The organism is Pinisolibacter sp. DMC100, assembly GCF_056313705.1.
On sequence record NZ_JBQUZT010000002.1, the window covers coordinates 14839 to 31625 of the forward strand.

The window sequence follows — 16787 nt, forward strand, 5'->3', positions numbered from 1 at the left end:
CGGCGACCCCGCCCGGAGCCCATCAGGTCGACCGAGGTTTCGGTCCGCCGCGTACTCGACGGTTCGTCGGGTGCGTCTCGAAGCGGGCGTGTCGATCGAGCCGGATCGCGGATCTCGGCACGCCTGCCCCGCAACGGGGTTTCCATTTTCATGGGCAGTAGACGGGCGCCCGACCTTCGAAAGGGACAGCGACGGTGCGGCCCTACGCAAAGGCAGGATGTTCGCTCCGCTTGAGCGCGGTGTCTTCGTGCCTCCTCCGAGCATGACGAGATCGACGCATCCGAATGAAAGATGCGGCTTCCACTCGATCGATCCGACCTTCCGATCGGGGAGAACGGGGTCTGACCCCGCTCTCCCCCGCGAGTGCGGTCGCTGAGCGGGACAGGGCCGCTCGCTCGCAGGCCGCCCGAACGTGGACACCTCGCCGATCCCCTCGATCCGTCCCGCTCGGCTCGGCAGCCCGGTCCCGCGCGACCACACTCGCCCCCCTCTCTCCCCGCGCGCTCACGCGCCCCCGGGACACATGCGCGGGGACCTCGCGCATGTGTCCGAGGACCACGAGGAGAGACCACCATGACCACGATGCTCATCGAGATCCCGCTCGCTCGGCTGGTGTCGAGTGCCGCCAACGTGCGCAAGACCGGCCGCGACGCGCGGATCGACGAACTCGCCGCCTCGATCGCGGCGCACGGGCTCTTGCAGAACCTCACGGTGCGGCCGGTCGGCGGCGACGAGGAGGGGGCGAGCCGTTTCGAAGTGGTGGCGGGCGGTCGCCGTCTCGCCGCGTTGAAGCTCTTGGTGAAGGAAAAGCGTTTGCCGAAGTCCTTCGCGGTGCCGTGCAAGGTGGTGGCCGTGGAGGACGGCGAGGAGGTCAGTCTCGCCGAGAACATCACCCAGGCACCGATGCACCCGGCCGACCAGTACGAGGCCTTCGCCCGGCTCGTCGAGGCGGGAAGGGGCGTCGAGGCGATCGCCGCCCGCTTCGGCGTGAGTGCGACCGTGGTGCGCCAACGGATGAAGCTCGGTGCGGTGTCACGGAAGCTGATGGCGCTCTATCGCGAGGGTGAGGTCTCACTCGATCAGTTGATGGCCTTCGCGGTCACCGACGATCACGCCGCGCAGGAACGGGTGTGGGCGGAGCTCGGTTGGAACAAGAGCAAGGACGCCATCCGTCGCGCCCTGACGACGGCGCATGTTCCGGCTGGGGATCGGCGCGTGCGGCTCGTTGGCGTCGAGGCCTATGAGGCGGCGGGAGGCGTCGTGGTGCGCGATCTCTTCGACGAGACGAGCGGCGGTTGGCTCGCCGATGTGGCGCTGCTCGATAGGCTCGTTCGCACACGGCTCGACGAGGAGGGCGCGCGCGTTCGGGCCGAGGGTTGGAAGTGGGTCGAGGTCGATCCGGAATATCCGCATGCCCTCGCCGCCGGACTGCTTCGGCTCTACCCCCGGACGCTCGAGGCGAGCGAAGAGACGGCGACGCGGATCGCCGAACTCGAGGTCGAGAAGGCCCGGTTCGCCGAGATCTCGGACGGCGAACTCTCCGACGAAGCGGAAGCGGCATGGCAGCGGATCGAGGACGAGATCACGGCGTTGCAGCCGCAGCCGGAGTTCGCTGCGGAAGATCGGTCGATCGCCGGGGCGTTCGTCTCGCTCGGGTGGGATGGTGCGGTGCGGATCGAGCGTGGCTTCGTGCGTGCGGAGGACGAGCCGGTGATAGTCACCGCCGAGGCGGAGGAAGAAGGGGAGGGTGCTCCCGGCACGGCTCACGAGAGCGAATCCGCCGGCGCGAGCAACGGTGAGAACGAAGAGCCGGACGATGCCTCGGCGCTGGCGATGCTCTCCGACAAGCTCACGGCCGAACTTTCGGCGCATCGCACGCTCGCCCTTCGCGATGCGCTCACCGAGGCCCCGCGTATCGCCCTGCGCGCCGTCGTCCATGCACTCGCTGCGCGGACCTTCTTCCGTTACGTCTCGGGCACCGCGCTCGAGATCGAGCCGAAGACGGTGGGGCTCGTGGGTCACGCTCCGAGCATCGGCGATACCCCGACCGAACGGCGGATCGCCGCACGGCATGGCGCCTGGGCTTCGCGCCTGCCTACCGATGTCAACGATCTCTGGTCCTTCGTCATGGGTCTCGACGAGACGGCGGTGCTCGATCTCCTCGCCCATTGCGCCGGGCTCACCGTCAACGCGTTGCGCCTGCCGTGGGATCGCCGTCCGTGCGCGCTCACCCATGCCGATGGTCTGGCGGAAGCGCTCGGTCTCGACATGACGCGCTTCTGGGAGGCGACCGCCGAGAGCTACTTCTCGCGCGTCACCAAAGGGCGGATCGTCGAGGCGGTCGAGGAAGGTGCCGGCCGCGCGGCAGCCGAACGGATCATCGGCCTCAAGAAGACGGAGATGGCTGCGGAAGCGGAACGCCTGTTGCGTCCGATCGGTTGGTTGCCGCCGATGCTGCGGACCAGGGGGCATCCGGTCGTCACGCCGGTCGAGGTGGAGGTGAACAGCCCCGCCGACGCAGCGACCGATGCTTTCGTCTCGGAGGAGCGCGCCGAGGATCTGACGATCGCCGCCGAGTGATCGCCGTTGAACAGCGTGTGCCGGTCGATCCGCAAGGGTCGACCGGCTTTCGTGCGTGTGGAGCGTGGCGGTGAAGACGGGGAGGTCTTCGGCAACGCCTCAGTCGGAGGCGGCGAACGCAGGAGTGTGCCTCGTCGTCGCTCTATGCCGGCCGGAGGGTGCCTCGATGTGCAAGGAGCGCTGACTTTGACGATCCTTCTGCCTCGTTTCATCGTTTCTGTCGATCGTCGAATTGTCTGTCTTCTGCTGTGATCGGTCCCGGCCCACGGCGTCCTCTCGTCTTTCGTGTCTGGCCGAGGTACGGCCGGTTCCCGGCCTCTCGCATGTTCCGCAACGGCGATCGCCGACTTCTCTTCCCCTGCCGGTCGGGCGAGCTCGACGCGGCATTCCTCGCGACGCAAGACAAGTCGTCGTCCGCCGTCCTCCGCTGACGCTTCGGCCCGGAGGGTGCGGTCTGCTCGGCCCCGGCCTTCCCGTCGCCATCGAGGCCGCGATGGGCGCGGCCGAGACCAGACGAGGAACACGACAATGGCGACCATCGGCACCTTCACGAAGTCCGGCGCGGAATACACCGGCGCGGTCAAGACGCTCACCCTCAACGTCAAGGCCCGGTTCACCCCGGCCGAGAGCGACAGCGACAAGGCCCCCGACTACCGTATCTTCGCCGGCCAGACCGAATTCGGCGCGGCCTGGAAGAAGACCTCCCGCGACAACCGCGACTACCTCTCCGTCAAGCTCGACGACCCGAGCTTTCCCGCCCCGATCTACGCCTCGCTGGTCGAGGTCGAAGGCACTGACGGCTTCTCCCTCATCTGGTCCCGCCGCAACGGCGACTGAGGCGATCGGCGCCCCGCCACCCGGCGGGGCGCTCTCCTCCTCCAACCAATGGAGACGACCTCATGACCCTCATTCCCCAGACCCTCCGCGACCGGCTTCTCGCCAATGGGGCGAAGTCCCGCGACACCGGCGCCTTCGATCCCCGACCGGTGGCGAAGCTCTTCACCCCCGACGCCGGAGCGACCTGGCTCCTCAGCGAACTCGACCCCGACGATCCCGACCTCACCTTCGGGCTCTGCGACCTCGGTCTAGGCTGCCCCGAACTCGGCCATGTCCGATTGTCGGAACTCGCCGCCGTCCGAGGGCGGCTCGGGCTCCCGGTCGAACGAGATCTGCACTTCCGCGCCGACAAAACGCTCGATACCTACGCCGACGAGGCGCGGCGGAAGGGGCGGATCACCGCCTGATCCACGATCCCCCGGCCGAAGGGTCGGGGGATCTGCCTTGATAACTGTTATCGACGGTGCGATCCTGATGCGGATGGAGGGTCGGATCATGGCGCACAGTGTCGAACTCGGTAACCTCGAGGCGGTGGTGAACCGTCTCGTCGAGAGTGGCCGCTACAACTCCAAGAGCGAAGTGCTGCGGGAGGGCGTGCGTCTGCTCGACGAACGCGAGACACGTTTGGCCGTTCTCGACGCGGCACTCGCGCGAGGTCTCGCCGATGCCGATGCCGGTCGTGTCCTCGCCGCCGAAGACGTCTTTGCCGAACTGAAGCACCGTTACGGTGCATCGTCGGATGACCCTCGCCCATGAAGTTGGTCTTCACCGAAGAAGCGCGACGGGATCTGATCCGGATCGGCGATTGGATTGCGCAGGACAGCCCGACGCGTGCCCTCTCATTCGTCGGAGAGTTGCAGGCTCACTGCCTCACTCTGGTCGATCAACCATCGGCACATCGTCTCGTTCCTCGTTGGGAGGCGAGGGGCGTCCGCCGTGCCGTTCACGGACGCTATCTGATCTTCTATCGGGTCGAGGCGGAAGCACTCGTGGTGCTCCACGTGCTGTCCGGGGCGATGGACTACGAAGCGATTCTGTTCCCCGGTGGATGATCCGGGTTGATCCGGCTTCAGAGCCTCGATCCGTCGATCGTCGCCCTCGGCACGACACTCCACAGACCGCCGAGCGTCACCACGGCGAAGCCGGCACCGGCGAGGAAAGTGGCGGTCGGGCCGATCGCCTGCCACAGCGCGCCGGCGATCAGGCTGGCGACGAAGAGGGTGACACCGGTCACCAGATTGAAGAGACCGAAGGCGGTGCCGCGAAGAGCCGGTGGCGCGGTGTCGGCGATCAGGGTGGCGAAGAGCCCCTGGGTGAAGCCCATGTGCAGTCCCCATAGAACCGCGCCGATCCACAGGCCGACGGCCGAACCGGTGAGCCCGAGCACGAGGTCGGCGCCGACGAGGAGCACGAGGCCGGTGGCCAGAATGATCCGCCGATCGAAACGGTCGGCGAGCACCCCGACCGGGTAGGCGGAGAGCGCATAGGCGACGTTCATCACCACCATGATCAGCGGCACCAGCAACAGGCTCAGGCCGATCGATTGGGCGCGCAGTATCAGAAAGGCGTCGGAGAAGCGGGCGAGCGTGAAGACCGTGGCAAGGCCGGTGACCCACCAGAAGGTGGAGGGGAGGGTGGCCATCTCGGCGAAGCGCAGTGGTGGGCGGCCCTCGGCGTCCTTCAACGGTTCAGGATCACGCACCGCAAAGACGATCAGCGCGAAGGACAGGAACCCCGGGATCACCGCCACCCAGAAGACCAGGCGGATGTCGCCGCCGCTCGCCGCCATCAGGGCGATGGCGAGGAAGGGGCCGAGGAAGGCACCGATCGTGTCGAGGGTCTGGCGCAGCCCGAAGCTGGCGCCGCGCAGCTCGGGCGGGCTCAGGTCGGCGACGAGCGCATCGCGCGGGGCCCCCCGAATGCCCTTGCCGATGCGATCGACGAAACGGGCGGCGACGATCCAGCCGAGCGAGCCGGCGAGCGGGAACACCGGTTTGGTGAAGGCCGCCATGCCGTAGCCGATGGCGGCGAGGAGCTTGCGTTTGCCGAGCCGGTCGGAGATCGCGCCGGAGAACACCTTGGTGATCGACGCCGTCGCTTCGGCGATGCCTTCGATCAGACCCACGGCCAATGTCGAGGCGCCCAGTCCGGTGACCAGCCAGATCGGCAACAGTGCATGGATCATCTCCGAGGAGACGTCCATCAGCAGCGAGACGAAGCCGAGCGCCCAGATCCCGGCCGGGATGCGGCGATGGGTCGAACGGTGCGGGGTCTTCTGGTCCATCGCCCGATCCTTCTCGATGCGCGGAGCGTCGGCACCGAACGACGGATTCGAACAGCTTCACGATCTCCTTCATGCCACCTGAGACGCAGCCGCGGAAGCGTTTCGGCAAAGGCGGGCATTCGCCGGTCCGGCCACCACGTGACGTGGAGCCCGAGGCTGCCGGCTCGGCACCGATCCCGACGACGGCAGGTGAGCCGTACCGGGCCTGACGTGTCTTCCCCCCCGGAAATGCGTCCGTTGAGATGCACGTTCGCGCGGGAGAGCGCCAAGCGGGCAGATCGGTGCCTCCGGGCCAGCGCTCTCTCTCCCGGTGTCCGCTCGGGAAGGCCTCGTCTGATGGGCGGCGATCCTGGCCGAGGCGGGGACGGGTGCAACGGCGTTGCCGTCCTCCACTGGCGTTTCGGCCCTTCGGGTGCGCCCGTCCCCCGACGCCCTGGCCTCTCGGTCGCCGTGACGAAGCCACTCCCGGCGGTCACGACGAAGGAGATCCCGATCATGGCACCGAAGACCAACGCCTCCGCCCGCTCCGACATCCACGCCCGCGTCACCGATCGCATTCTCGCCGACCTCGAGAGCGGGGTCCCGACCTGGATCAGGCCCTGGTCGGCGGGCAACACCCAAGGCCGCATCGTTCGGCCGCTGCGCCACAACGGTCAGCCTTACTCCGGCATCAACGTCCTGCTCTTGTGGTCCGAAGCGGTCGCGTGTGGCTTTTCCTCGCCGACCTGGATGACCTTCCGACAGGCGCGCGAACTCGGTGGTCACGTCAGGAAGGGCGAGACCGGCTCCACCGTCGTCTATGCCGATCGCATCCGCCGCACCGAGACCGACGATCGCGGCGACGAAGTCGAGCGCGAGATCCCCTTCCTCAAGGCCTACACCGTCTTCTGCGTCGACCAGATCGATGGGCTGCCCGATCGGTTTCACGCGCCGGCCACCGACCCTCTCGATCCGATCACCCGTGATGCCCGTGCCGATGCCTTCTTCACCGCCATCGGCGCAGACATTCGTCACGGCGGTGCCCAGGCCTATTACGCGGTCGGCTCCGACCACGTGCAGATGCCGCTCTTCGAGAGCTTCCGTGATCCCGTCTCCTACTATGCGACCCTCGGACACGAATGTGTCCACTGGACCCGGCATCCCTCCCGCCTCGACCGTGACTTCGGCCGCACCCGCTTCGGCGACGCGGGTTACGCCCGTGAGGAACTGGTCGCCGAACTCGGGGCGGCTTTTCTTGCCGCAGACCTCGGGCTCACCCCCGAACCGCGTTCCGACCACGCCGCCTACATCGCGTCCTGGATCAAAGTCCTGAAAGACGACAAGCGCTTCGTCTTCACCGCCGCATCGCATGCCAGCCGGGCGGTCGACTTCCTGCATGGCCATCAGCCGAAGCTCGCCGAGGAGCGGGCCGCATGATGCGGCCTGTATTCCCGCGAAGTCGCCTTTCCGGCTTGTCGCCGATCCTGAAAGACGGATCGACGGCAAGCCGGTTTCTCGATGGAGTCGTCGCGACTTCGGGGCGACTGCGTTCGGATTCGGCGATCGAGGTATCGCAACTTTCCGGCTTCACGTCGCCGAGTGCTCTTCCGAAGATCTACAGGCAGGGCGGGTATTTCTCACGCACCACTCGAAACAGGAGTGTGCCATGCTGGACATCGACTGGCGTTCGCCAGAGGCCTACACGCATGCCCGCGACATTCCCCCTGCCGGCTTCGCATGGGAGTATCTGCGCCGCGATCGAGACTATCAGTGGGATTTCGTCCGGATCAACGCCGATGTGGCGCGCCCGAGAGACGATGTCCTCGACGCCTTCTCTCGGCGTTGGGGGCTTCGATTTCCCCGTAGATCCGAGAGTTCCGGCCGATGAAGCCTCGCTGTTCTGGATGCCGGACCTTCAGCCGGAGGCGATCCTGATCCAGCCTACGCCGCCCAGCGAAGCGGGAGGTGTTAGGCCGCTCCAACTGTCGAATCTACCGGGTGTCGATCTGCGAAACGCCGGTGACGACTGGCATGCGGTCTGGCGTCACGGTGGGAACGATCACCAATTCTGGCTGAAGGCACTGCCACCGCGAGTCTGTGCCGGATATGTCGTGGTGCTGCCGCTCGATGCCTTGTTCGAACTGCGGGCTCACGCGGCGCGCCGATTCTGGAGGGCTCTCGCCGGACTGCCACCGGGCGGATCGTTACGGCCTCTGCCCGAGACGACACGGCAGCGGCACATTCTGATGCTGCGGGCGTTGGACGCTCGGTTGACGGGGGCGAGTTATCGCACCATTGCCGAAGCGATGTTCGCGTTTCGCAGCCGGACCAAGCGGGATTGGGAAATCGATCCGCTGAAGAACCGCACGCGCCGTCTCGTCGCCGATGCCTTGCGCCTGATGCGCGGCGGATATCTCCAGTTGCTCCACCATCCGGTGAAACGATGCGGTGGCCCCCGATAGAAAACGACGGCGTTCGACCTTTCGTTGCTCGGCTCGGGTCGCCTCGATGAGACGCGTGGGCGCCGGGCAATCAACCCGCGCGACGCCCCCGTGGTCGACCGAGCCCGATCGCCTTTGCCATGGTCGACCGGGCTTCGGAGTAGTTGGCTGCCACCATCGGGTAGTCCGCCGGTAGCCCCCACTTCTCGCGATAGGATTCCGCGCTCAGGCCGTGCGCGGTGCGCAGGTGGCGTTTCAGCGATTTGAACCTCTTGCCGTCTTCGAGACAGACGATGAAGTCCGGGGTGACCGACTTCCGCAATTGCACCGCCGGTGCCACGATCTCGGGTTTCGGCTGCAGAGCCGGACCGGAGACGGTCCTCCCGAGAGCTGCGTGGACCTCGGCGATCAGATCGGCCAGCCGCGATGCCGGCAGGGTGTTGTGTGCGACGTAGGCCGAGACGATGCCGACGGTCAGATCGATGAACAGGTCGTTGGGGTGGTCGGTCATGTTTCGCCGGCTCTCATGGATTCGAGGGCAGTCTATCAAATTTCCCCAAGGCGGACCTCGGTCACAGAGACGCGGAGACCCCACGCTCGGTCCTGGCGATGACTTCCTTCAAGGCCCTCACGACGAAGGCATCGAATTCCCTTTCGCGAAGGGGATTGCCACCGTTGTCGTCGGTCTCACTGAATTGGACGTTCACGATGACCGTCCGTCCTTCGACCACGCCGACATTGCGATTGTGACAGAACGGTTGGTCCAAGAACCGAAAGGCGTCCAGTTCGTTGCTTCCGGAATGCGGCATCGGTCGGTTTCCTGCATCGAGGGGGATGGGACGAGCGCAGCGGCTTCGGCTCGGATCTCGAGGTTCGGGGGGGCATGGAGTCCATCACGTGCCCCGAAGGGGGGCGCTTGCCACTCCGTGATCACGTTCGACGGAAACCGGTGCGGCTCCAAAATGATTGCCGGGACCGTCTTCCGCCCGAGCCCCGTGTGTCGCTCCCGCGACACCCTTGGTTCTCGCAGAAAGATGGCGATCTCGCGGAGCGTGTGAGGTCTGCGCGCAATCGCACCGATGCGGAGAAACCGCAGCGCCGATCGTTTCGTCGACGAGACCGCCGCCGCCGTTCGTCGCACCGGGGTTCGACGGGTCGGTCGATCATGGTGGCGTGCTTTCTCATCGTACATCGACGCGGCGCACGGAGTCGGACCTTCGGGCGTACCGGGGAGAGAGCCGCCGCCGGATCCACATGCCGTTTCGTAGGGAGTGCCGGAATCGCAGGGGGCGATATCCGGCATGCCGGTCCCCTCCTGTTCTCCGCCACGGTTCGCCAGGACGCGCGGTCGCCCTCGACTGCGCGAATGGCGAACCGGAGGTCTCCATGCCCGATCCGATGGCGGGTCTGCCGCCACGTTTCCTGCGCACGCCCGAAGCGGCGCGTTTCCTCGGCATCTCGATCCGCACCCTCGAGAAGCACCGCACCTATGGTACCGGCCCGATGTACCGGAAGATCGGCGGGCGTGTCGTCTATGCCGTCGAGGATCTGCAGGCCTGGACGGCGATCGGCGCGCGCAGGTCGACCTCCGACGACACGCCTCGGCGCGTCTTCCCGGCGCGACCGTTGACGCCGGCCGAACGGGGAGCTCGCTGAAATGGTGCTCTCCAGCAAACCCGGAACCGAGCCGGCATCGCGCGACAGCGAACGCAATCGGCTCGTACCCTTCGTCGTGATCGGCGGCGACGCCCGTCCCCGCGATCAGCGCGATCTGATGGAACGGCCGTTCTTCTCGCTGTCGAAGTCACGGCGTACCACGCCGATCCTCTATGCCACCGCCGACATTGAGGTCCAGGTCTTCGGCATGCCCGAGCACGGGATGGCGACGATCTGGGATGCCGACGTGCTGATCTGGGCGGCGAGCCAGCTGGTCGAGGCGCAGAACCGCGGGTTGCGCACCTCGCGCTTCGTGCGCTTCACCCCCTATCAGCTGCTGCGCGGGGTCGGGCGATCGACCGGCAACAGGCAGTACCTGTTGCTGAAGGCGGCTCTGTCGCGCCTGCAGTCGACCGTCGTCGCCACGACGATCCGAACCGGGCCAAATTGGCGACGCCAGCAGTTCTCCTGGATCAACGAATGGGAGGAGATCGCGACGCGGACCGGGCGGGTCGAGGGCATGGAATTCGTCCTGCCGGAATGGTTCTACCGCAGCATCCTCGATCGTGCGCTCGTCCTCACCATCGATCCGGCCTACTTCCGACTGACCGGTGGCATCGAGCGCTGGCTCTATCGGGTCGCCCGTAAACATGCCGGCCGCCAACCGCAGGGCTGGCTCTTCGAGGTCGCCCATCTTCACGCCAAGTCGGGCAGCCTGGCGCGGCTTTCCGATTTCGCCCTCGATCTGCGCCGGATCGCATCACGCCAGCCGTTGCCGGGCTACCGGCTCGCGATCGAGCGCCTCGGCGCGACGGAGCGACTGAGAATTCGCCCGACGAACTCGTCCACAGTGCCTGTGGATAGACCTGTGGAACCCATCGGCACATCGGGCGCAGGCGGTATCGGTACATCGGGCGCAGCCCCATCGGCACATCAGGCGCAGGAAAGTAGCGCAACCCCTTGGCCGGCCGACCAGATCGGCGCTGCTAACTCAGACTCTAACAGAGAGTCTAACTCTTCTTCTGTTGCGCGCGAGCATCGCACCCATGGTGCCGGCACCATGCGGCGAGGTGCGCCATGATCGTCGCGTTCCTCAATCAGAAGGGCGGGGTCGGCAAGACGACGCTGGCGCTCCATCTCGCCGGGGCCTGGGCTCGACAGGGCCAGCGGGTCACCCTGATCGACGCCGATCCGCAAGGGTCGTCGCTCGACTGGTCGGAGCAACGGGTGAGGGAAGGGCTGCCACGGCTCTTCGGCGTCGTCGGGCTCGCCCGCGACACGCTCCACCGCGAAGCTCCCGAGCTCGCCCGCACCGTCGATCACGTCGTCATCGACGGGCCGCCGCGCGTCGCCGGGCTGATGCGCTCGGCGTTGCTCGCCGCCGATCTCGTCGTCATCCCGGCCACGCCGTCGCCGTTCGACGGCTGGGCCTCGGCGGAGATGCTGAGGCTCATCGAAGAAGCGCGGGTGTTCCGTCCCGAGCTGCGCGCCCGCTTCCTGCTGAACCGCTGCGGCGCGCGGACGATCATCGCGCGCGAGACGGCCGAGACGCTGGCCGATCGCGATCCGCCACTGCTCGCCACCCGCATCGGCCAACGCGTCGCCTATGCCGATGCGGCACAGATCGGGCGTCTCGTCTTCGAGATCGACGAGGCCGGTCCGGCGGCGCGCGAGGTCGCCGCACTCGCCGTGGAGATCGGGAGGCTCGCGCCATGACCGACCGGAGCCGTGGTCGCGGCTTCGCCGCCCGCCCGGGGGATGCCGATGCCTGGATCCGCACCACCGAGCCGGCGCCTCGGGACGAGCCGGTTCGGTCGGCGGGTTTCACTGCCCGCCTCACCATCGACGTCACGCCCGATCTGCGCGGCCGCATCAAGGTCACGGCGTTTCGGCGCGGCGTCACCGTCGCCGACATGCTGCGCGACCTGCTCGCGCGGGAGTTTCCCGACATCGAAGGAGAGCCTCGATGAACGACAACGACATTCGTTCTCCAAAGGCCGAATGGCCGTCACCCGATCGCGCGGGCGAACATCTGACCCATGTCGAACTGACCTGGGTCGAAGGCCGTATCGAACACTGGATCCGTTTCGGCGATCCGGTCGAGAGCCTGAAGCTCGACCGGCGCCGACGCATCGCCAGCTTCGCCGCCGGCACCGTCTTCGCCTTCGTCCGCTGGGCATCGAACGACTTCGGCACCATCCTGTCGCGCATCGACATCCTGCGCACGGTCACGGCGAGCGAAGATTACCAGACGCTGCCCTTCGTGCGGCCGGGCGGCGAAATCCTGCTGCGGATCGATAGCTGGCCCAAGGTCGAGCGGGTGCTCGGCGTGATCGATGCGGTGGAAGCCCTCGGCATCGATGCGGTCGAGGTGATGCCCGACTATTGGCGTCACGTCCACAATCGCATCGTCGCCGGCGAGGAGCCACGGATCTACACCCGCGAGCAGCACGCCGCCTGGCTGAAACGCCGGAGGATCGATCCGTGACGCGCTTCGGCTTCGTGATGGTGACCTATGCCGCGGTGCTCGGGATCGGCGCCTCGATCGTCCCGTCTCCGGTGCCGCGGCTGCTGTGGAACGCCACGGCCAGTACGCCGATCGGTCTCTACGCATTGCGGCCGACCGACCGACTGCACGTCGGCGATCTGGTCGCGATGACACCGCCCGATCGGGTCGCGCGCTTCCTCGCCGAGAGCGGTCGTCTGCCGTTGGGCGTGCCGCTCCTCAAACACGTACGGGCGCTCACGTCGCAGACCGTGTGCCGCGACGGCGCCGACCTCACCGTCGACGGCGTCTCGGTCGGCGCGGCCCGGTCGCAGGACGATCGAGGGCACGATCTCCCGATCTGGAGCGGATGCCGGACCCTCGCCGAAGGCGAAATCTTCCTGATGAATGCCGAGGTCGCCGACAGTCTGGACGGCCGCTATTTCGGCCCGACGTCGACGAGCATGATCCTCGGTCGCGCCGATCCGCTGTGGATCGTAGAACACGGCGATGGGTGCGACCGATGATGCGACACGGCTCGTCGTCCACCGATATTCCCGATCGGCGGCGTCTCCCCACAGTGGAGAGCGCCTGTCGTGTCGGTGCTGGCGCTGCCGGCGCCGTATTGCGCAGCGCCGTCGTCATGGCGTCGTTGCAGATCACGTCGATCTGTCTTCCTGCCGTCGCGGCGGCGCAAGCGGCCGATCGTCCGATCACCACGTCGTCTGCAACGGATCCTCTGGCAGGCGCGATCCGCGACGCCGCTCAGCGCTTCGAAATCCCCGCTGTTTGGATTCGAGCAGTGATCGAGGTCGCGAGCGGTGGAGATGCCCGTGCAACCTCACCGCAGGGGGCGATCGGGCTGATGCAGATCCCGCCGGAGACCTGGGCCGAGCTGCGCGCCCGCTACCATCTGGGCAACGATCCCTACCCCCCCGACGACAACATCATGGCGGGAGCGGCCCTTTTGCGCGAGCTCTTTGATCGCTACGGGGCGGAGGGGTTTCTCGCCGCCTATATCGTCGGGTCTCGACGCTACGACGACCATCTGAAGACCGGTCGGCCGCTGCCGCCGGAGGTGCAGATCCGCGTCGCCCATCTCCTGCCGCTGGTCGGAACCGTGTCGACCGATGTCGCGACTACTAACCGTTCCGATGAGTCGACCTGGGCGACGGCGCCGTTGTTCATCGGTCGTGTCGTCATCGGACCGAACGCCGATCGGCCGCCGGCCGAGGATCGATCGGTCGAGCGATCCGCTGCGGGGGCCGTGATTGCGGAACCGTCGGTGGGACGTCGATCGAATGCGGCGGAGACCAGGGCCTCGCTCTTCGTTTCCCGCGCGCCGGCCGGTCCTGGACGTTGAACGCGAACCGTCTGCTCAGAGGGCAGACCGAAAGCTCGAACCTCGGGAAAAGCACGCGAAAGGTGAAGGAGGAAGGGCCGGTGGGGGAGGGCAAGATAAAAGCCGGCGGCACCGTTCCGGCCCATCACGGCGAATTACCGTTGTCTGCACATGGGTTGGAAGGAAAGGAGTGGCACTGCCGGCAACGAGCCATGGTGCCGCTCCTTCCCGGAACTCCACCGAATGTGGCCTTTTCGGCGGCACCATTCCGTGGGTTCGGTCGGTTCTGCGTGTGTGGACGGGAGTGGCGACCGTGAGTCGTGACGACGAACATCGGTTTCGACCGAAGCCCGGCCGGGTGGGGCGTGGTGGCGACGGCAAGGCCACGGCCAGCTTCTTCACCAAGGTCGGCAAGGTCGCCCGGCGGAACGGGATGGGTGGCTCGTCCTCGTCATCGATCGGCTCGGGAGTAGCCTCGCCTGCATCGAGGCTCGGTGGTGCGGCCGGTCGCGGAGTGGCCCGTGGGCGTGGAGCAGCCTTCGTCCGGGCCTGCGATCTCGGTCGCGGTTGGAGCCATCGGAAGCCCAGTGCGCGCCGGGTGGTGGTCAAGGCGCGCTTCGTCCGGGTGGCCGGGCAGGGCGGTCGCGCGGCGGCGCATCTGCGCTACGTCCAGCGCGACGGCACCTCGCGGGATGGCGAGCGCGGCCAGCTCTATGCGGCGAGCGAGGATCGCGCCGACGGTGATGCCTTCCTCGCGCGTGGCCAAGACGATCGCCACCAGTTCCGCTTCATCGTCGCGCCCGAGGATGGGGTCGCCCTCGACGATCTTACCGGCTTCACACGCGACCTGATGGCCGAGGTCGAGAAGGATCTCGGCACCCGGCTCGACTGGGTGGCGGTCAACCATTTCAACACCGGCCATCCCCACGTCCATGTCGTCGTCAACGGACGCGACGAACGGGGCGAGGACCTGGTCATCAACGGCGCCTACGTTGCGCATGGCGTCCGAGAGCGGGCGAGCGAGCTGGTGACCCTGGAACTCGGGCCGGTCAGCGAGCTCGAACGACAGCAGAAGTTGACGGTCGAGCTCGACCAGGATCGCTTCACCCGGATCGATCGCGCCCTGATCGAAGAGGTGCGGGAGGGGCTTCTCGACCTTCGCCACGCGCCGGCCGACCAACGGGACATCGCGGACCGTGCCTCGCGTCTCGGGCGACTGAAGAAGCTCGGGCGCATGGGGCTCGCGACCGAACAGGCGCCAGGGATCTGGTCCCTGAGCAACCGCCTGGAGCCGACTCTTCGCCAACTGGGTGAGCGCGGCGACATCGTCGCGACGATGCAGCGAACTCTGCGGGTCGAAGGAGAGGAACGCGATCCGGCGAGCTTCCGGATCCACGATGACGTGCCGTCGACGTCGATCATCGGCCGCCTTCTTGGCAAGCATCTGCCCGACGAACTCGGCGACAGCGTCGCCGTGATCGTCGACGGCATCGACGGTCGTCTCCATCATGTCTCCGGCTTCGATCCCGCTCGCCTCGAAGAGATATCCATCGGTGCGATCATCGAAGTCGGGCCACGAGAGGCCGGTCCTCGACCAGCCGATCGCACCATCGTCGCATCAGTGGAGGGCGGGATCTATCAACCGAGCCGTCATCTCGAACAGGCTCGTTTCGAAGGGGCTGTTCACGGGGGGGATGCCGAGGGTTTCGTCGAAGCCCATGTCCGCCGGCTCGAAGCCCTGCGTCGCGCCGGCATCGTCGAACGGATCGACGCCGATCACTGGCGCATTCCGCAGGACTTCGAGAGCCGGGCTGCCGCCGATGATGCCGCCCGGAGTCGACAGGCGACGATCCGCACGCTCTCGACCCTCGATCTGGAAGCCCAGATCTCGGCGGACGGCGCGACCTGGCTCGACCGCCGCCTGATCGGGCGCAATACGTCCGATCTCGTTCCCTCCGGGTTCGGACAGGTTGTCGACCGCGCGATGGAACATCGCCGCGAGCGTCTGATCGCGCAGGGCGACGCCCTGCGTCGCTCGGATGGCCAGATCGCCTATCGCCGCAACCTGCTTGCGACGCTGGAGACCCGTGAGGTCGCACGAGTGGGTCGCGAACTCGCCTTCGAACGACCCGTGTCGTTCCGGGCATCTGTGGATGGCGAAACAGTGCAGGGGACCTTCCGGCGGACGGTCTCACTGGCGAGTGGTCGATACGCTCTCGTCGAGAACGCCAGGGAATTCACGCTGGTGCCCTGGCGGCCGGTGATCGACGACCGTCTCGGTCGTGAGGTAATGGGCATCGTCCAGGGGACGTCGATCTCCTGGCAGTTGGGCAAGACGCGAGGGTTGGGGATCTGAGGGTGAGAGATGCTCGCGATCTCTTCGATCTCGCTAAACGTCCGCGCTTCTTTATGTGAATGGTGTGATCGATTATTGAATAACTAAAAATTTTGAATTCTGCATTGTTGTAAATATAAGTAAGATCATATTTGCTGTTCTAATGTGGTAACATTTGCAGTCTGTACAATACGTCTGCTACCGAAATATTTAGAACCATTGTGATGTCGATGAGTTCGACGACATCCAGTCGGCGCTCTCCGTTCTCATATTTGGCGACATAGGATTGGGGCTTTCCGAGCGCGCCGGCGACGTCGGCCTGCGTCAGGCCCTTGCCCTTGCGTGCTTCGATGAGCAGTGCCTGGAGCAACGCCTGCCGAGGCGACCGCAGGGACTTCGGCATCCGGTGAAGCTCTCCGTTGTAGACAGTGAGCTTTTCCGGTAATCCTGGAACAGGATTATCCCATTTCAGGATTTCTCTTGTCGTGTTGATGGGGAGGGGAGTGCTTCATGTGTTTGAAGCTGGAACTCGATCCCGAAGTCGACGACGAAGCTCCCTCGGCTCCCGACCTCACCGGATACGACGAGGCCCGCCTCGTCACTTACCTGCGGCTGCTCGATGCCGAAGCGGCTGGGGCCGACTGGGCCGAGGTCGCGTGCATCGTGCTTCATCGCGATCCGGCGGTGGACGAGGCGCGAACCCGGCGGTGCTGGGAAACCCATCTCGCGCGCGCCCATTGGATGACGAAGCAAGGCTATCGCCGCCTCTTGGAACAGAGTGCCGCAGCGAAGAGCCGATCTTGATTTCTCTGTCACCCCGCCGATTTGCGCGCCGTGGTATCCGTTGG

The 16787-nt window shown here is 66.4% G+C and carries 21 protein-coding genes; 17 read left to right on the forward strand and 4 right to left on the reverse strand.

What is annotated here, in order from left to right; genetic code table 11:
- Positions 1-573 precede the first annotated feature (573 nt).
- The 5 genes from ACT541_RS08985 to ACT541_RS09005 all read left to right on the forward strand — a co-directional run bounded on the left by ACT541_RS08985 (position 574) and on the right by ACT541_RS09005 (position 4469).
- A complete protein-coding gene (locus tag ACT541_RS08985; protein WP_476136110.1) occupies positions 574-2580 on the forward strand; it encodes a ParB/RepB/Spo0J family partition protein in 2007 nt (668 codons plus the stop codon).
- Between the two features lie 528 nt (positions 2581-3108).
- A complete protein-coding gene (locus ACT541_RS08990; protein ID WP_217930972.1) occupies positions 3109-3417 on the forward strand; it encodes a DUF736 domain-containing protein in 309 nt (102 codons plus the stop codon).
- Between the two features lie 62 nt (positions 3418-3479).
- Positions 3480-3824, forward strand: a complete 345-nt coding sequence (locus ACT541_RS08995; protein WP_476136113.1) for a DUF2958 domain-containing protein — start codon at positions 3480-3482, stop codon at positions 3822-3824.
- Positions 3825-3912: 88 nt separating this feature from the next.
- On the forward strand, positions 3913-4173 hold the full coding sequence (locus ACT541_RS09000; RefSeq protein WP_217930984.1) for a type II toxin-antitoxin system ParD family antitoxin: 261 nt from the start codon (positions 3913-3915) through the stop codon (positions 4171-4173).
- Positions 4170-4469: a type II toxin-antitoxin system RelE/ParE family toxin gene (locus ACT541_RS09005; protein ID WP_217930987.1), complete on the forward strand. Its 300-nt coding sequence runs from the start codon at positions 4170-4172 to the stop codon at positions 4467-4469. Before ACT541_RS09000 ends, ACT541_RS09005 begins: the two co-directional genes overlap by 4 nt.
- Positions 4470-4486: 17 nt before the next feature.
- Here ACT541_RS09005 and ACT541_RS09010 read toward each other — a convergent pair whose 3' ends face one another.
- Complete coding sequence (locus tag ACT541_RS09010) at positions 4487-5701, reverse strand: MFS transporter (RefSeq protein ID WP_476136115.1); 1215 nt, start codon at positions 5699-5701, stop codon at positions 4487-4489.
- Positions 5702-6196: 495 nt separating this feature from the next.
- Between ACT541_RS09010 and ACT541_RS09015 the strand changes: the two genes are divergently transcribed.
- From ACT541_RS09015 to ACT541_RS09025, 3 genes are all read left to right on the forward strand, one after another.
- Positions 6197-7117 (forward strand): ArdC family protein, encoded by a 921-nt coding sequence (locus ACT541_RS09015; protein ID WP_476136116.1) that lies wholly within the window; start codon positions 6197-6199, stop codon positions 7115-7117.
- 229 nt (positions 7118-7346) lie between these two features.
- The gene (locus ACT541_RS09020) at positions 7347-7568 is read left to right on the forward strand and encodes a transcriptional regulator domain-containing protein (protein ID WP_476136118.1); all 222 of its coding nucleotides are present in this window, start codon (positions 7347-7349) and stop codon (positions 7566-7568) included.
- Positions 7498-8142, forward strand: a complete 645-nt coding sequence (locus ACT541_RS09025; RefSeq protein WP_476136120.1) for a DUF2285 domain-containing protein — start codon at positions 7498-7500, stop codon at positions 8140-8142. The genes ACT541_RS09020 and ACT541_RS09025 overlap by 71 nt, the downstream gene beginning before the upstream one ends.
- A gap of 70 nt (positions 8143-8212) precedes the next feature.
- Here the strand turns inward: ACT541_RS09025 and ACT541_RS09030 are convergent, their stop codons facing one another.
- Positions 8213-8632 carry a Ros/MucR family transcriptional regulator gene (locus tag ACT541_RS09030; RefSeq protein WP_476136122.1) on the reverse strand — a complete coding sequence of 140 codons (420 nt, stop codon included), beginning with the start codon at positions 8630-8632 and terminating at the stop codon, positions 8213-8215.
- A gap of 61 nt (positions 8633-8693) precedes the next feature.
- Positions 8694-8930, reverse strand: a complete 237-nt coding sequence (locus ACT541_RS09035; RefSeq protein ID WP_476136124.1) for a hypothetical protein — start codon at positions 8928-8930, stop codon at positions 8694-8696.
- Positions 8931-9507: 577 nt separating this feature from the next.
- On the opposite strand from ACT541_RS09035, the gene ACT541_RS09040 reads away from it, so the two are divergent.
- The 8 genes from ACT541_RS09040 to ACT541_RS09075 all read left to right on the forward strand — a co-directional run bounded on the left by ACT541_RS09040 (position 9508) and on the right by ACT541_RS09075 (position 15960).
- Positions 9508-9777: a helix-turn-helix transcriptional regulator gene (locus tag ACT541_RS09040; RefSeq protein WP_217931003.1), complete on the forward strand. Its 270-nt coding sequence runs from the start codon at positions 9508-9510 to the stop codon at positions 9775-9777.
- 1 nt (position 9778) lies between these two features.
- Positions 9779-10858 (forward strand): replication initiator protein A, encoded by a 1080-nt coding sequence (locus ACT541_RS09045; RefSeq protein ID WP_476136126.1) that lies wholly within the window; start codon positions 9779-9781, stop codon positions 10856-10858.
- On the forward strand, positions 10855-11493 hold the full coding sequence (parA, locus tag ACT541_RS09050) for a ParA family partition ATPase (RefSeq protein WP_476136128.1): 639 nt from the start codon (positions 10855-10857) through the stop codon (positions 11491-11493). The genes ACT541_RS09045 and parA overlap by 4 nt, the downstream gene beginning before the upstream one ends.
- Positions 11490-11747 carry a hypothetical protein gene (locus tag ACT541_RS09055; RefSeq protein ID WP_476136130.1) on the forward strand — a complete coding sequence of 86 codons (258 nt, stop codon included), beginning with the start codon at positions 11490-11492 and terminating at the stop codon, positions 11745-11747. The genes parA and ACT541_RS09055 overlap by 4 nt, the downstream gene beginning before the upstream one ends.
- The gene (locus ACT541_RS09060) at positions 11744-12265 is read left to right on the forward strand and encodes a DUF2840 domain-containing protein (protein WP_476136132.1); all 522 of its coding nucleotides are present in this window, start codon (positions 11744-11746) and stop codon (positions 12263-12265) included. Before ACT541_RS09055 ends, ACT541_RS09060 begins: the two co-directional genes overlap by 4 nt.
- On the forward strand, positions 12262-12789 hold the full coding sequence (locus ACT541_RS09065; protein WP_476136134.1) for a S26 family signal peptidase: 528 nt from the start codon (positions 12262-12264) through the stop codon (positions 12787-12789). Before ACT541_RS09060 ends, ACT541_RS09065 begins: the two co-directional genes overlap by 4 nt.
- A complete protein-coding gene (locus ACT541_RS09070; protein WP_476136136.1) occupies positions 12786-13625 on the forward strand; it encodes a lytic transglycosylase domain-containing protein in 840 nt (279 codons plus the stop codon). The genes ACT541_RS09065 and ACT541_RS09070 overlap by 4 nt, the downstream gene beginning before the upstream one ends.
- 292 nt (positions 13626-13917) lie before the next feature.
- Positions 13918-15960: a DUF3363 domain-containing protein gene (locus ACT541_RS09075; RefSeq protein WP_476136137.1), complete on the forward strand. Its 2043-nt coding sequence runs from the start codon at positions 13918-13920 to the stop codon at positions 15958-15960.
- A gap of 139 nt (positions 15961-16099) precedes the next feature.
- Here ACT541_RS09075 and ACT541_RS09080 read toward each other — a convergent pair whose 3' ends face one another.
- On the reverse strand, positions 16100-16342 hold the full coding sequence (locus ACT541_RS09080; RefSeq protein WP_476136139.1) for a helix-turn-helix domain-containing protein: 243 nt from the start codon (positions 16340-16342) through the stop codon (positions 16100-16102).
- Positions 16343-16449: 107 nt separating this feature from the next.
- Between ACT541_RS09080 and ACT541_RS09085 the strand changes: the two genes are divergently transcribed.
- Positions 16450-16743, forward strand: a complete 294-nt coding sequence (locus ACT541_RS09085) for a DNA -binding domain-containing protein (protein WP_476136141.1) — start codon at positions 16450-16452, stop codon at positions 16741-16743.
- Positions 16744-16787: the final 44 nt, after the last annotated feature.